The 14,440-nt window shown below is 58.7% G+C and carries 14 protein-coding genes; 7 read left to right on the top strand and 7 right to left on the bottom strand.

From position 1 onward, the window contains the following. Positions 1 to 10: 10 nt before the first annotated feature. The 4 genes from ung to QRN85_RS16145 all read left to right on the top strand — a co-directional run bounded on the left by ung (position 11) and on the right by QRN85_RS16145 (position 3,626). Positions 11 to 703 carry a uracil-DNA glycosylase gene (gene ung / locus QRN85_RS16160; RefSeq protein ID WP_062585585.1) on the top strand — a complete coding sequence of 231 codons (693 nt, stop codon included), beginning with the start codon at positions 11 to 13 and terminating at the stop codon, positions 701 to 703. 87 nt (positions 704 to 790) lie between these two features. Then, positions 791 to 1,858, top strand: coding sequence for a DUF2218 domain-containing protein (locus QRN85_RS16155; RefSeq protein WP_113100478.1), 1,068 nt, complete (start codon positions 791 to 793; stop codon positions 1,856 to 1,858). Positions 1,859 to 2,020: 162 nt separating this feature from the next. Beyond that, positions 2,021 to 2,953 (top strand): VOC family protein, encoded by a 933-nt coding sequence (locus QRN85_RS16150; RefSeq protein ID WP_284759315.1) that lies wholly within the window; start codon positions 2,021 to 2,023, stop codon positions 2,951 to 2,953. 61 nt (positions 2,954 to 3,014) lie between these two features. Next, entirely contained in the window at positions 3,015 to 3,626 is a 612-nt protein-coding gene (locus QRN85_RS16145) for an alpha/beta hydrolase (protein WP_122068981.1), read from the top strand. A gap of 126 nt (positions 3,627 to 3,752) precedes the next feature. Here QRN85_RS16145 and QRN85_RS16140 read toward each other — a convergent pair whose 3' ends face one another. From QRN85_RS16140 to QRN85_RS16130, 3 genes are all read right to left on the bottom strand, one after another. Continuing rightward, positions 3,753 to 4,337, bottom strand: coding sequence for a transglycosylase SLT domain-containing protein (locus QRN85_RS16140; protein WP_112964336.1), 585 nt, complete (start codon positions 4,335 to 4,337; stop codon positions 3,753 to 3,755). A gap of 141 nt (positions 4,338 to 4,478) precedes the next feature. Next, entirely contained in the window at positions 4,479 to 5,312 is an 834-nt protein-coding gene (locus QRN85_RS16135) for a TrmH family RNA methyltransferase (RefSeq protein ID WP_284759312.1), read from the bottom strand. Next, complete coding sequence (locus QRN85_RS16130; protein WP_062584817.1) at positions 5,302 to 5,691, bottom strand: hypothetical protein; 390 nt, start codon at positions 5,689 to 5,691, stop codon at positions 5,302 to 5,304. The genes QRN85_RS16135 and QRN85_RS16130 overlap by 11 nt, the downstream gene beginning before the upstream one ends. A gap of 40 nt (positions 5,692 to 5,731) precedes the next feature. Between QRN85_RS16130 and QRN85_RS16125 the strand changes: the two genes are divergently transcribed. Both QRN85_RS16125 and rpoH read left to right on the top strand, forming a co-directional pair. Further along, entirely contained in the window at positions 5,732 to 6,754 is a 1,023-nt protein-coding gene (locus QRN85_RS16125; protein ID WP_284759310.1) for an RluA family pseudouridine synthase, read from the top strand. Between the two features lie 314 nt (positions 6,755 to 7,068). After that, the gene (gene rpoH / locus QRN85_RS16120) at positions 7,069 to 7,971 is read left to right on the top strand and encodes an RNA polymerase sigma factor RpoH (protein WP_062584821.1); all 903 of its coding nucleotides are present in this window, start codon (positions 7,069 to 7,071) and stop codon (positions 7,969 to 7,971) included. A gap of 70 nt (positions 7,972 to 8,041) precedes the next feature. On the opposite strand, the gene QRN85_RS16115 is transcribed toward rpoH, so the two are convergent. Continuing rightward, positions 8,042 to 10,312, bottom strand: coding sequence for a hypothetical protein (locus QRN85_RS16115; RefSeq protein WP_284759308.1), 2,271 nt, complete (start codon positions 10,310 to 10,312; stop codon positions 8,042 to 8,044). A 70-nt stretch (positions 10,313 to 10,382) separates the two neighbouring features. After that, positions 10,383 to 11,681 carry an adenylosuccinate synthase gene (locus QRN85_RS16110; RefSeq protein ID WP_284759307.1) on the bottom strand — a complete coding sequence of 433 codons (1,299 nt, stop codon included), beginning with the start codon at positions 11,679 to 11,681 and terminating at the stop codon, positions 10,383 to 10,385. Positions 11,682 to 11,901: 220 nt separating this feature from the next. Here QRN85_RS16110 and QRN85_RS16105 point away from each other — a divergent pair, with 220 nt between their 5' ends. Beyond that, positions 11,902 to 12,789: a DMT family transporter gene (locus QRN85_RS16105; protein WP_284759603.1), complete on the top strand. Its 888-nt coding sequence runs from the start codon at positions 11,902 to 11,904 to the stop codon at positions 12,787 to 12,789. 42 nt (positions 12,790 to 12,831) lie between these two features. Here the strand turns inward: QRN85_RS16105 and QRN85_RS16100 are convergent, their stop codons facing one another. Together QRN85_RS16100 and QRN85_RS16095 are read right to left on the bottom strand one after the other, a co-directional pair. Further along, positions 12,832 to 13,071, bottom strand: a complete 240-nt coding sequence (locus tag QRN85_RS16100) for a hypothetical protein (RefSeq protein WP_112964295.1) — start codon at positions 13,069 to 13,071, stop codon at positions 12,832 to 12,834. Positions 13,072 to 13,269: 198 nt separating this feature from the next. Then, on the bottom strand, positions 13,270 to 14,376 hold the full coding sequence (locus QRN85_RS16095) for a coiled-coil domain-containing protein (protein WP_284759305.1): 1,107 nt from the start codon (positions 14,374 to 14,376) through the stop codon (positions 13,270 to 13,272). Positions 14,377 to 14,440 lie beyond the last annotated feature (64 nt).

Raw genomic sequence — 14,440 nt, 5'->3', positions numbered from 1 at the left:
GATGATCTTCATGGCAGAGGCAGGCGTCAAACTGGAAGACAGCTGGAAACAGGCGCTTTCGGCGGATTTCGCCAGCCCCTACATGCAGAAGCTGAAGGATTTCCTGCTGGCCGAGAAAAATGCGGGCAAGCAGATTTTTCCGAAAGGCAGCGAGTATTTCCGCGCCCTGGACCTGACGCCGCTGGATGACGTCAAGGTCGTCATTCTCGGGCAGGACCCCTACCACGGCGCGGGCCAGGCGCATGGCCTGTGTTTTTCCGTGCAGCCGGGTGTGCGCATTCCGCCATCGCTCGTCAACATCTACAAGGAATTGCAGAGCGATCTAGGTATTCGCCCCGTCAGGCACGGCTTTCTCGAAAGCTGGGCGAGGCAGGGCGTGCTGTTGCTCAACAGCGTTCTGACAGTCGAGGAAGCCCGCGCGGCTTCGCATCAGGGCCAGGGCTGGGAGAAATTTACCGATAGCGTCATTCGAACCGTCAATGACCGGTGTGACCACGTCGTCTTTTTGCTCTGGGGTTCCTATGCACAGAAGAAGGCCGCCTTTGTTGATCAGGACAAACATCTGGTCCTGAAATCGCCCCACCCGTCGCCGCTATCGGCCCATAACGGATTTTTCGGAAACGGTCATTTTTCCAAGGCCAATGCCTTTCTGAGGGAGCACGGAAAAGAGCCCATTGACTGGCAGCTTCCGGACGAGGCCTGACCTGAGAAATTGTGCAAAAACGGCTTTGCACTTTCAAAAATCCTGATCTAAAAGATAACCGGACTGTAAATTGAAGGATTTAGGCCGGTGACGCTTCTGTCTGCTCAGACCTCTGTTGTACTTCCCGATCCGGTGGCAATCGTCGATGCTTTTCATGAGCATTTCAACGAGCATATGACGATGACGCGGGAAGGGCAGGCGGTGCATTTCGAGGCCGATTATGGCAACGGCACGCTGAGCGCCGAAGAGGGGCGCTTTGCGGCGCGCATCAACTGCGTATCCGAGAACGTGTTGCTGTCCGTCAAGGCCATGGTTGCGGAACACATCGTCGAATTCACCGGCGATACGTCACTGGATTTTCGCTGGGAAGGGCACGGTTCCGATCTTCGCGAGCTGCCAAATCTTTTTGTTGGCCGCGTGGTGCGCTCCTATAATCTGACACCGAGAATGCGCCGTGTCGTCTTTGCTGTCGACAACGGCATTGAGCGGTTGGCGGCGGGTGGCTTGCATGTGCGCCTTTTGATCTTGCCTGATCAGACCCGCACGCCCGTCTGGCCGCATCTTTCCAAGACGGGGGCGATCGTCTGGGCCAAAGGCGAGGACGAGCAGGCGCGTCGAGTCTATACCATTCGCGCCATCAACAAGGAACGTGCCGAGGTCGATATCGACTTTGTCATGCATGAGGGCGACAACATGCCCGGCGCGCATTTCGGCGCGACCGCTGCGGTCGGCGATATCGTCGGCATCGTCGGGCCCGGCGGTGAGAGGCCAGAGGCGGATCACTATGTTTTTGCAGGCGATGAAACGGCTCTGCCTGTGATGTTGCGCATGGTTGCGGAAATGCCAGCGGGCAAGACTGTCACGGTCTATGCCGAGGTAGACAATGAAGGTGAACAGCAGGATGTGCGCTCCAACGCCGACTTAAGCTGGAACTGGCTCTACCGCAGAGGGCAGCCAGCCGGAACCGCAGGCCTGCTGCAACAGGCCCTGCGTCAGCATTCCTGGGAAAAGCAGGATGGGCTGCATGTGTTCGTTGGCTGCGAAAAGGACGAGGCTCGCGCCATCAAGAAGGTCCTGGCCGATGAGGCCGGGTTGGCAAAGAAGGCTTTCGTCGCTGCTGGCTATTGGGTCAGAGGGGCCAATGACGATCACTGAGGCGGCTTGTTCTTTCTGAACAATCGCCTTCATTGTTTCCAAATTGAGAACGATGCGTTCTGAGCGTCCCGTCTATCCGAACGACCTAATCTGCACCATCTTCACCCCATGAACGAAGGGCATCGCTTCCCGCGATCCCAGACAAGCTTTAGGGGTTTTCAGATGCTGAACCAGATCAAGGGCCTTCACCACGTCACATCCATGGCGGCAAGTGCACGCGGCAACAACCAGTTCTTTACCGACACGCTCGGTCTGCGCCGTGTGAAGAAAACCGTCAATTTCGACGCGCCTGATGTCTATCACCTTTATTACGGCGATGAGGTTGGCACGCCAGGCTCCGTCATGACCTACTTCCCGTTTCCGCATATTGCGCGTGGTCGCCCAGGCACCGGCGAGGTCGGAACGACATTGTTCTCCGTGCCGGAAGGCTCGCTTGGCTATTGGCAGGACCGGTTGGCCAAGGCCAATGTCGATGGTCTGAAAACCGATGAGGCCTTTGGCACCAAGCGCCTTCACTTTGCCGGACCCGATGGCGATGGTTTTGCCATGGTTGAGGTAAAGGACGATGCGCGTGCCCAGTGGACGGCCAATGGTGTTGGGGAAGATCAGGCAATTCGTGGTTTCCAGGGTGCGTCGCTTCGGCTGCAGGACGAAGGCGCAACAGCTGAACTGTTGAAGTTCATGGGCTATGAGGAAGTTGACCGGCGCGATGGCGTCCTGCGGCTTGGAATGCCGGGCGGCAATGGTGCCGATGTCATCGATATTGAAACCATGCCCAATATTTCCGGTGCGCGCCTTGGCGCGGGCTCTGTCCACCACCTGGCCTTTGCCGTCGATAACCGACAGACGCAGCTGGAAGTTCGCAAGGCGCTGATGGATACGGGTTATCAGGTCACGCCGGTCATCGACCGCGATTACTTCTGGGCGATCTATTTCCGCACGCCCGGCGGTGTGCTGTTTGAGATTGCCACCAACGAACCCGGCTTCGACCGGGACGAGGATACCGCGCATCTGGGCGAAGCGTTGAAGTTGCCAACACAGCACGCCCATCTGCGTGCGACGCTGGAACAGCATCTGGAACCGCTCGAAGACTGAATTCAGGGCAATGACAGACGACCGGCCGGCGCGAATGCCGGCGGTTGTTGAGGAGACAGGCATGAAAAGAAATCTTTATCACCACAAGCTGCGCGCCGGTTCTGCGGGCAAACCCGTCTTTTTCGTCTTCCACGGCACTGGCGGCGACGAAAACCAGTTTTTCGAATTTGGCGCACAGCTATTGCCCGACGCAACCGTGGTCTCGCCGCTTGGCGATGTTGCGGAGCACGGTGCGGCGCGTTTCTTCCGCAGAACGGCGGAGGGCGTTTACGATATGGCCGACCTTGATCGCGCCACCCAGAAAATGGCGACCTTCATTGCTGCCCATCGCGATGCGCATGAAGCCGGTGCGGTTATCGGTCTGGGTTTTTCCAATGGAGCCAATATTCTGGCGAATGTCCTGATCGAGTTTCCAGATCTGGTCGATACCGCCGTGCTGATGCATCCGCTGATCCCGTTCGAGCCTAAGCCCGCACCAGCGCCTGACGCCCGACGCGTGTTGATAACGGCAGGTGAACGTGATCCGATTTGTCCGGTACCACTGACCAATGGGCTGGCGAATTATCTGAAGGCTCAGGGCGGCACTGTGGAGATGGAATGGCATTCTGGCGGCCATGAAATCCGCAACAACGAGATCGAAGCTGCCAAGGCCTTTCTGGCGCCTCACCTATAAGCCGGTCGCGATCCTCGGCCTTGAGCCGAGGATTTTCTCATGTCGTAAAAACTGGATCGGTAGCAGATGCTCGGGTCAGGCCCGAGCATGGCGGTAAGTCGACGCGCGACCTAGTCTTGGCCACGCTTACCGGTAGCCGCAATCCTGCAGCTGCTTCTCATAGCGGATGGCCATGTTGGCAGAGCGGCGGGCTGCCTTCTGGATGGCGATGTTGTTGCGCCAGACGCCCTTGGAATATCCAGCATGGCCGGAATAATAGGCGAGGTAGAGGTTATAGGGATCATTCAGCGCAATGCCATTCTGGCGGTTGCTCTTGGCATGATACCAGCCGACGAAGTGGATTGCGTCGGTGAAATCGGTGCGGCTGGCGCTCCACCGCCCGGTTTCGCTCTGATAGACCGCCCAGGTGCCATCGAGAGCCTGCGCATAGCCATAGGCCGATGACTTGCGTCCCCACGGAATGAAGCCGAAGATTTTGTTGCGGGGTGGGCGCGCATAGGGCTGGAAGCTGGACTCGGTGTAGATGGTTGCCATCATGACCGGCACCGGCACCCCGAACTCGCGTTCTGCGGCCTGTGCATCTTTTTTCCAGTTGTTGAATATGCCGTTCCGCTGTTCGAAGATCGCACAGGCATTGGTGATCTGCGACGGAGCCGTCGCGCACCCTGCCAGGGCAGTCAAAAGAAGAACGACGACAAATACGCCACGCATCGCGAAACCTCTCGTTCCGCGCATTACTAAAGTGTAAATCTTAACGGTCGGTTTTGAGACAAGGTTAATGCAAATGCCGCGCATTAACCTCTCGTTAGAATATTCATTCCACCGCCGTGGCACCCTTTTGCTGGAATTGCTTCAAAGCCGTTCCATGGCGGCGGCCATCTGGTAGAGCGCCAATCCGGCGGCTGTCCCGGCATTCAGGCTGTCCAGTTGCGGAGATTGGGAAATGCGGGCGGTATGGAAGCGCGACAACACAGCCTGCGGCAGGCCATCCCCCTCCGTGCCGATGACAAGCGCCATCCTGTGTGACGCCGGGATCTGGCGGATTTCCGTGGTGCCTGCGGGCGAGAGGCTCCAGATATCGAAGCCCTCGGCGGCCAATGTTTCCAGCATCTCTATCGCGCCGCCGCCGCGATGATAGGGCACCGACAGGACAGAGCCCACCGATACGCGCAGGGATTTACGATAGAGCGGATCGCAGCAGGTGGCATCGAGGAACACGGCATCCGCATAAAATGCTGCGGCATTGCGGAACATGGCGCCCAGATTATCGTGATTGGAAATGCCGCAGCCTGCGAGCACCAGCGAAGAGGCTGGCAGCTGGCGGATGGTGTCCACCATGCCTGACGATGTCTTGCGTTTCCCGAGTGCCAGAATCCCCCGGTGGAGGTGAAAGCCGACAATGGCATCCAGCACGGATGCCTTGGCGACATAGACGGGTACCTCGGCGGGAAACTGCGCCAGAATATCCTCGACCCCGGCCAGCCGGTTTTCAAGGATGAGAATGCTTTCCGCTTCAAACGCATCGCCCTTGACGTGCGCCGCCGCCAACATGCGAAGGACGACCGTTCCTTCGACGATGAAGCGGCCCTGCCGGCCAGTCAGGTCTCGTTCCTTGACATCACGAAAGGCGGCGATGCGTGGATCGTCGGCCTCGCTTATGATGACAGGGACACGATCAACGCGCATCGATGGTGATGTCGGCCACGAAACGGCCTGCCTGCACGTTGAAGACCAGCGCCTTGCGCGTTCCATTTGCCAGCCGTCCGTAAAACAGCATGTCGCCACCGGCAAAGGACACGTTTTCGATGGTAAAGCCCTGTGGCAGGCTGGCGGTGGCGGCCACCGGCGCATCTGCGGGCACGACTGCGCCGCCGCTGGAGCTTGCCGCTGGCGCCGTCCGTGACGGGCCCATCGCCTTGTAGACAACGGCTCCGAAGACAGCCATAAGGCTGATAAACATTACGGACCCCGACACGATCTGCAAACGGATCATCTTGCGGCGAACTTTTTCCATGGCCGGATCTAACGGCTTGTCTTCCTGTTCGTCTTGCTCGATCTGCGTCATCGGGATCCTTGGGCATTGCTGGATTGATCGGAAAATAAGAATGAACGACCCCTTTAAACAAGGCGGAGACGCAAGGAAAGAGCTGATTGCGGGTGACGACGCCGAAGGGCGTCTGGATGCGTGGCTGGCCGGTGAGGTTGGGGGCGATCTGTCCCGCAGCCGCATCAAGGCGCTGATCGAGCAGGGTGTCGTCCTCTTAAACGGGAAAGTTACCACCGAGCCGAAAAAGAAGGTTCACCCCGGTGACCGCATCGAGATTTCCATGCCGGAGCCGGAAGACCCCGAGCCCAAGGGCGAGGATATTCCACTTGAGGTGGAATATGAGGATGAGGATCTGATCGTCCTCATCAAACCGGCGGGTCTTGTTGTGCATCCCGGCGCCGGCAACTGGACCGGAACCCTCGTCAACGCGCTGATCCACCATTGCGGCGACAGCCTGTCGGGCATCGGCGGCGTTAAACGCCCCGGTATCGTGCACCGGCTGGACAAGGAAACCAGCGGCGTCATGGTCGTTGCGAAAAACGACAACGCGCATCGGCATCTGGCCGCGCAATTTGCCGACCACGGACGCACCGGACCTCTGGAGCGGGCCTATAAGGCAATTGTCTGGGGTCGTCCGAAGACACTGCGCGGCACCATCGACGCGCCGCTGGGGCGCGGTGCAGACCGCACCAAGCGCGCCGTGAAGCACGAGGATTCCAATGACGCCCGGGAGGCGATCACCCATTACGACGTTATCGAGCGATATCACGAAAAGCCGGATGCGACTTGTCTTGCTTCGCTGGTGGAATGCAGGCTCGAAACCGGGCGCACCCACCAGATCCGCGTGCATATGGCCCATATCGGTCATCCCCTGATCGGCGATCCCGAATATGGCGCGGCTTTCCGCACCAAGGCCAATCTGCTTCCCGATCACGCCAGAGACTTGGTCAATCTTTTCCCACGCCAGGCTCTCCACGCCTATCTGCTGGCATTCGAACATCCGCGGACAGGTGAGGTCATGGAGTTCGAAACGGATATGCCAGATGATATGGAGGCTTTGGCGTCAGCCCTTCGGGCCTGAAGCCGAAGCCGGTTGAGAGGCGAGATTCGCGCTCAACGGCCCCAAAGCAATCTTTTCAACCGTGATATCACGCGGCTTCACGCTCCTTTGAGCGGCGGGAGAATGTGTGAATTTTTCGGAACGAATTAATCGCTGAGCTGTTGGTAGAGCACATAGCCATCGGTTCCAGACGCGACTGCAAGTCGTGCGCTTGAAACAAGTGTGCGCAATACATATTTGTTACGTGGGTTCGTGCGGGGTCGAAAAAAACCGACCCGCAACGTTGGTTTGCCTGAAAGGGGAACCGACCTAAAACAAAGATAAGGGGGTGCTTTATGGCCCGCAATAGTTTGCCATCCATTACTGCCGGTGAAGCCGGTCTCAATCGTTATCTCGATGAAATTCGCAAGTTTCCGATGCTGGAGCCGCAGGAAGAATACATGCTTGGCAAACGCTACGCCGAGCATGGCGACCGCGATGCCGCCCATCGGCTCGTCACCAGCCATCTTCGTCTCGTTGCAAAAATCGCCATGGGCTACCGCGGCTACGGCTTGCCCATCGGCGAAGTCGTGTCAGAGGGCAATGTCGGCCTGATGCAGGCGGTCAAGAAATTCGACCCCGAACGTGGCTTCCGTCTTGCGACCTATGCGATGTGGTGGATCAAGGCATCCATCCAGGAATATATCCTGCGCTCTTGGTCGCTGGTGAAAATGGGCACCACCGCCAACCAGAAACGGTTGTTCTTTAACCTGCGCCGCCTCAAGGGCAAGATCCAGGCCATAGACGAGGGCGACCTCAAGCCAGAGCACGTCACCGAAATCGCGACCAAGCTCCAGGTGTCCGAAGAGGAAGTCATTTCCATGAACCGTCGCCTTCACGGCGATGCTTCACTGAATGCTCCGATCCGCGCGGCAGAAGGTGAAGCCGGTCAGTGGCAGGATTGGCTCGTGGATGACCACGAGAGCCAGGAAGCCGTGCTGATCGAGCAGGACGAACTGGAAACACGCCGCCGGATGCTGGCAAAGGCTATGGGCGTTCTCAACGACCGTGAGCGCCGCATCTTCGAGGCGCGTCGCCTGTCGGAAGATCCCGTTACGCTGGAAGATCTGTCGACCGAATTCGACATCAGCCGCGAGCGCGTGCGCCAGATCGAGGTTCGTGCTTTCGAGAAGGTTCAGGAAGCGGTGCAGAAGGAAGCACTCGAGGCTGCGAAAGCCTTACGAGTTGTAGACGCGTAAGACGCCTCCACGCTTCACGTCATTAAAAAAGGCCCCGTTTGGGGCCTTTTTCTTTATTGATAATCTGCTCTTACTGGCCGGTTGCGGGGACCGCTGCACTCCACTCGCGCAGTGCGCTGTCAAATGCCGCCTTGCCGTCGGCACCTTTTTGCAGGGTCAGCAATGCCCGGCGGCCATTGCGATATGAAACCGGAATGTCGATCCAGTCACGCGTACGCATCAGTTCCAGATTTGTCTTGAGCGCATCCGGGAAATCATTCAGCGCGATCATATGAAAATCGTCAGTGATCTTTGCTGGCACGGCAATCAGGGCGTTACCGCGATCCTGCTCGGTGCTCTTCATGGCTATGCGCTGAACACTGTCGATCGCGCCGCCCTCAAAGCCGGTTCCGACGGAAAACACGATTTCCACGAGATGGCTGGCTGGAAGCGACGGGTCCGTGTTGCGCTTGAAGGTGATGAGTGCGCTAAGGCCACGTCCTGGAATCGTGATCTGGCCCTGTACGGTCGGCGACGGCTTGTCATTGGCGTCCTGCTCGTTCTGCAGCGACCAGGATACCGTTCCCTCGATAGCGGTCGGCACCGTCTGACCAAGAACTTCCTCGTAAAGAAACATGCGATGGCCGGAAGCAGCGGCAGCTGGCTGTTGGGCCGGTGCGCCGGTGGCCGCCGTCGACGTTGCTGCAGGAGGGGTCTGTCCCGTCGCAGGAGGGGCCGCTTCGGTCTGCTGATAGACGGACTGTCCTTCGGCGGTAACGGGTTGTCCGTTTACGCCGGGACCAGCACCCTCATCCTTTTCACTGCCATCGGCCATAAGCCGCTGGGTGAACTTCGTGCCGGTAACGGAGCCATCATCGACCGCCGCAGGTGTCGGGGTGGCAGGCGTCTGGCTGCCATTGCCGGATTGTGCAGGCGTGGTTGTCGTTGCAGGCGTCGTAGGCTGGTTGGATGCGGTTTCCGTCGGCTGCGTAGACGTCGAGCCGGTCTGTGCCGACTGCACGAGGCCACCTACCATATCGTTCAGCGCATCTCGGTTGATCCAAAGCGCATAAGCGCCGCCGGCCAGAATGGCTACGCCGCAGAGAGAAAGCGCGATCGCTGCGAAGTTGCGGCGAGGCTTCTTCTTCGTCCGGTATGCGGAGGCCGGAATGCCGTCTGCGGCAAGACCCGATTCGAAATCACTCCGGTCGGCACTGCCGGAACCATTGCCGGACTTGCCGTCATATCCGATCAGCTCTTCAAGATCGTCCCATGGCGTGCGTTCCGCATCATCCTTCTTGCCCGCTTGCGGGGCAAATGGATCGTCATCGGCACGCGGCAAGGTCGGGCTGGTCTTTGGCGGCAGATCGAGCGCCGTATCCTGGAAGTAGGTAGAGTAATCCTCCACGATCGCTGCCGACTGTTTTTTCGGCTCGGCGTCGGCGTGGCGGTAATCGTCGTCGGAGAATGTCGGTGCCTCACCAAAATGCACCGCGTCATTGCGCTGCTCGGCAGGTTCCGGCTCAGGATTTACATCCTGATAATATGGCGATGGCTCGGCGTAGCTTGCTGCGTATGGCTGCGCAGGATTGTCGTGGAAGACGTCGCTCTCATCCGTTCGCGCTTCGGGCTGCTGCGGCTCCTCGTCTACGCTCCTGTAGGCAGGCTCTTCCGGCTGGTGAGTCCAGTCCGCTGACTGGGCGGTATCCTGCCCAGCCCAGTTTGCATGGGCGTGATCTTCCTCATCGACCGTATCCGCATGAGGCGCAGCAACGGTTTCTTCCGGCTCGTGGGGGTAGTGTGGTTCTTCCTGCTCATGGGTGAAATAGGAAGAGGTCTCTTCCTGCTGCGGCTCCCGGTGAGCCGGCTCGTCATCCACATAGGCGTCTTCGGCGCGATACGCCTCGGCATGGGGTGTTTGCGTTTCTTCAGCGGGCTGCTGGTAGGCCGCATAGTCCTGCTGATGGTTCTCCGCTACCGGTGCCTCTGGCTCCTGGTAATAGCGAGGATTTTCTTCTTCCTCATGGCGCTGCTCGGCAGCAACCTCATCCTCGTAGTATGGAGAGGAGACGTCTGGTGAAGCGGGTGCTGCGACAGGTGCCGCCGCTTCCACATAAGCGTCATCCTCGTCCTCATCGGCCGCGGGGAGTGCCTCGGAATATTCGCCCTCCACCTCGGCAATCGCCGTGTCGAGCTTGAGGATCTGGCGCTTCAACAACTCCTCTGGCGGGCGCGGCTTCATGTTCTCGAGCTGGCGCACGACTGCGCTACGCGCCTTGTCGTACACCTTTGCCCGGTTTTCGGGAGTATTGTTCGCCAAGCCATCCACGGCCTTGCGAATGACTGCTACAAAATCCGCCATAAGCACTTTCTCGTCGAGGCCAGCGACGTACTGGCCCGATATGGTTTATGAATCTCGATCGCCGAGGACTTTAATCCTCAAATGGATCAGTCACAAGTATTGTGTCGTCCCGCTCAGGGCTTGTGGAGAGCAGTGCGACGGGTGCACCGATCAATTCCTCGACCTGACGGACGTATTTGATAGCCTGAGCAGGCAAATCCGCCCATTTGCGGGCGCCGACGGTGGATTCTTTCCAGCCCTCGAGCGTGATGTAGATTGGCTCTACCCGCGCTTGCGCACCCTGGCTAGCCGGAAGATGCTCGATTTCCTGACCGTCCAGCTTGTAGCCGACGCAGATTTTCAGTTCCTCGAGGCCATCGAGAACGTCGAGTTTCGTCAGCGCAATGCCGGTGATGCCGTTGGTCGCAACCGATTGGCGGACAAGTGCGGCATCGAACCAGCCGCAGCGACGCTTGCGTCCTGTCACCGTGCCGAATTCGTGACCCTTTTCGCCGAGGAACTGTCCGATCTCATCATGCAGCTCGGTCGGGAAGGGGCCTTCGCCAACGCGGGTCGTGTAAGCCTTGGTGATGCCGAGGATGTAACCCAGCGAGCCTGGGCCCATGCCGGAGCCAGCCGCAGCCTGTCCAGCCACCGTGTTGGAAGAGGTGACATAGGGATAGGTGCCATGGTCGATGTCGAGCAGCGAACCCTGCGCGCCTTCAAACAGGATGCGTTCGCCAGCGCGACGCTTCTTGTCGAGCAGCAGCCAGACTGTTTCGCTGAAAGGCAGGATACGCTCGGCAACGGATGTCAATTCTTCCATGATCGTCTCATGGCTGACTTCCGCTGCGCCGAAACCGCGACGTAGCGCGTTGTGATGGGTCAGAATGCGATCGACCTTGGCCGACAGCGCTTCCCGGTCTTCCAGATCCATGACGCGGATGGCGCGACGACCGACCTTGTCTTCATAGGCAGGGCCGATGCCGCGACGCGTCGTGCCGATCTTGGTGCCGCTGTTGGAGGCTGCGTCTTCACGCATTCCGTCCAGTTCGCGGTGCAGCGACAGGATGAGCGTCGCATTGTCGGCGATGCGAAGGTTTTCAGGAGTAACCTCCACGCCCTGCGCTTCCAGACGGCCGATTTCGGCGATCAGCGCATGGGGATCGACAACAACGCCGTTGCCGATGACGGCAAGCTTGCCGGGGCGCACGACACCGGAGGGCAGAAGCGACAGCTTGTAGCTGACGCCGTCAATGACAAGTGTATGACCTGCATTGTGGCCACCCTGATAGCGCACCACAACGTCTGCGCGCTCCGATAGCCAGTCAACGATCTTACCCTTGCCTTCATCGCCCCATTGCGAGCCGACCACCACGACATTCGTCATTTCTTGCTTTCCTGCTCCTGGCGCCAAGACGCCCCTAACTCAAACCCGCGAATGTATACTGCGTTGTTTTGCGGAAAGCGACCCTGTTTGTCGTGCAAAACCTTGCTTTTTACGGAAGAATTCCTGTCCCGCTCCGTTCAGTTGGCCTTAACTGCGCTTGCGGAAGACGAATCGGCGGTGCAGAACATCGGCAGTTCTTCATTTGAAAGTCGAATTGTCCGTGTCGTCAAAAGCCTATCTTGTCCTCGTTATCGCCACGCTGTGCTGGGGTGGAAACGCCGTCGCCGGGAAGATGGCTGTCGGCCATGTCAGCCCCATGGTGTTGACATTTCTGCGCTGGACGCTCGCGGTCGCGGTCATAACGGCGATCTCCGTACCACAACTGATACGCGACTGGCCGCTGGTGCGAAACCGGTTGCCCTATTTCTTTGCCTTGGGCGCCGTCGGTTATACGTGCTTTAACGCCGCGCTATATACGGCCCTGAAATATACGTCCGCCATCAATGTCGCGGTCATCCAGGCCGGCATCCCCATGGTGATATTCGCCTTTAATTTCATCCTGTTTAGAACGCGTATCCTGGCCGGGCAGATCGTCGGCTTTTTCCTGACCATGGCCGGTGTCGGTCTTCTGGCTTCGCATGGAGACCTGCTGTCCCTGTTGAAACTGGAGATGAATGTCGGCGATGCCATCATGCTGCTCGCCGTTCTCTCCTATGCGATCTACACCGTCATGCTGCGCTGGAAGCCGCCGATCAACTGGCGCAGCCTGATGGCCATCCCTGCGATGGCTGCGATGTTGTCTTCCGTGCCGCTCATGTGGTGGGAGGTTGCGCAGGAAACGGCGGTGTGGCCTGATCTCAAGGGTTGGGTAATTGCCGCTTATACGGCGCTATTTGCCTCTCTCATCGCGCAGATATTCTTCATTCTGGGCGTTGAGCGTATTGGTCCCAACCGGGCCGGGCTCTTCATCAACCTCATTCCCGTGTTTGGCACATTTCTGTCGGTGCTCATCCTCGGTGAAACCTTGCATCCCTATCAGGTTATCGCGCTTCTTTTGACGCTGGGCGGGATCGCCGTGGCGGAACGGAAAAAACCGCCGGTTCCCTGAAGGAAACGGCGGCAAGTTTGTCATGAATCTTGGAGGAGGCTGTCAGTCTGCTGTGTGGGACTGCACGAAATCGTCGAAATAGGCGTTGAGCGCAGAGGCCACCTGGTCGCGGGTAACGTCAATCCGGTCGGCGCTCGTCAGGGGGACTACCGTCGAAACAGCTTTGCGTTCGATCGCTTGAAATCCGCGGGCAAACCCGCCGGGGCCGGCAGCATCGGCATAGGGTGCATAGGAAGCGATCACAGCGCCGCAAAGCGTGGCAGCAAAAAGTTTCTTGAGCATCGTCTTACCCCGTTTCTTGCGTCGGCCAGCTTGCCCGCCGGTCTCTTTCGCGTTTCGTGTGTACCGGTGCTATCGGCTCCAGTGATCACGACATTAGGGGACAGGCTTTTCAGGGCCTTTAAGTTGAAAGCTACAATTTTATTCATCGCTTATTTTAGGCGATAAACTGCGTCATTTTGGGAAAATTGACGGAAAATCCTAGTTGCGGCGCTGTGACATGGCCTCTGTTGCGCGGCTTGCCAGGTTTTTTCGAGCACCTTCACCCGAGGCTTTGGCCAGAAGATCGGGGATGGGAGAGTTTGCGCCTTCCTGGGCGGCGGTCAGGGAAATCATGCGCGCGGCAATCTGTGCGATCTCGTTGCGGATCGCCTCGTCATTGCCGCTGCCCCTGCTGTTGAGCAGCCGCTCCGTCAGCGCCGTTCCCTGGTTGCGAATATCTTCGATTTCGCGGGTCATATGCTCCGCGCTCTGGGAAGCGGTGCCCAATTGTATGATTGGGGTCGTCACGGCCGCAGGTGTCGTGGTGGGACCCGCAGAATTGCCTGCAAGCCGCTCTTTGAGGCGCGCTACTTCACTGGTGCGACGTTCCAGCAACATGTCATTATCGGCATTACGGGCCGCTTCTTGGGCAAGTTGCTCCTCAAGACGGGCAATCTTGCGGCTTTCACGATTGAGGAGGTTGGCCGATTCGCGGTTCCTGGCGTGGGCCTCTTCCAGCTCGCGGGTCAACGCTTCGCGTTCCTTGCGCCATGTCGCGGTCTTGTGCTTGGCCTGCTCCACCTCGATGTCGCGTGCCGAGAGCGAGATTTTCAGGTCGTCCAGTTCACGCGAAATGCTGCTCAGGCGTCTGGCAAGATCAGAAATTTCCTGTGTGCGGGCGATGGCGGTTTCTTCCGCGTCGTTCAGCGTTGCCTTCAAACGGGCAGCGGCGTCCTCGTGCCGACGGGCCTTGGCCCTGAGCTCGCTTGCCTCCAGCGTCATCTCTTCGAGCTGCTGTTTGAGTTCACGGGTCTCGGTCAGAAGCCTGCCAGCATCGTTGACCGCAGAGTCGTTGCGGAATTTGAGCGAGAGGGCCTTCTCGCGCTCTGCTTCAAGTTCCTGGCGTGTGCGGGCGTTTTCGGCGGCATAGAGTGCGCGGGCCATATCTTTCTGCGCCCGCACTTCCTGCGGGCTGATTGGCATCGTCGCGCGGATTCGCTTTTCGGTATAGACGACGATCCGCCGATGAATGGCGGGAGCCATGAGCGAGACCAGCAGGATGGCGGAGAGAAAACCCAGGCCGAAAAGAATGGCATACTCGATCACGCAGGCTGTCTCCACTCAAGATAACGCAACTCGAAACTGCACCGACGTCCAGACAATTGCGGGC

It is taken from the genome of Agrobacterium sp. fls2-241-TYG-188a (genome assembly GCF_030209845.1).
The sequence above is the reverse complement of the archived record's forward strand: the minus strand, read 5'-3'. Positions and strand labels throughout refer to the sequence as shown.

Excerpts from the sequence above, each read along its gene's own strand:
- ung (WP_062585585.1), top strand. The coding sequence starts at position 11 with ATGGCAGAGGCAGGCGTCAAACTGGAAGACAGCTGGAAACAGGCGCTT.
- QRN85_RS16150 (WP_284759315.1), top strand. The coding sequence starts at position 2,021 with ATGCTGAACCAGATCAAGGGCCTTCACCACGTCACATCCATGGCGGCA.
- QRN85_RS16145 (WP_122068981.1), top strand. The coding sequence starts at position 3,015 with ATGAAAAGAAATCTTTATCACCACAAGCTGCGCGCCGGTTCTGCGGGC.
- QRN85_RS16140 (WP_112964336.1), bottom strand. The coding sequence starts at position 4,337 with ATGCGTGGCGTATTTGTCGTCGTTCTTCTTTTGACTGCCCTGGCAGGG.
- QRN85_RS16135 (WP_284759312.1), bottom strand. The coding sequence starts at position 5,312 with ATGCGCGTTGATCGTGTCCCTGTCATCATAAGCGAGGCCGACGATCCA.
- QRN85_RS16130 (WP_062584817.1), bottom strand. The coding sequence starts at position 5,691 with ATGACGCAGATCGAGCAAGACGAACAGGAAGACAAGCCGTTAGATCCG.
- QRN85_RS16125 (WP_284759310.1), top strand. The coding sequence starts at position 5,732 with ATGAACGACCCCTTTAAACAAGGCGGAGACGCAAGGAAAGAGCTGATT.
- rpoH (WP_062584821.1), top strand. The coding sequence starts at position 7,069 with ATGGCCCGCAATAGTTTGCCATCCATTACTGCCGGTGAAGCCGGTCTC.
- QRN85_RS16115 (WP_284759308.1), bottom strand. The coding sequence starts at position 10,312 with ATGGCGGATTTTGTAGCAGTCATTCGCAAGGCCGTGGATGGCTTGGCG.
- QRN85_RS16110 (WP_284759307.1), bottom strand. The coding sequence starts at position 11,681 with ATGACGAATGTCGTGGTGGTCGGCTCGCAATGGGGCGATGAAGGCAAG.
- QRN85_RS16100 (WP_112964295.1), bottom strand. The coding sequence starts at position 13,071 with ATGCTCAAGAAACTTTTTGCTGCCACGCTTTGCGGCGCTGTGATCGCT.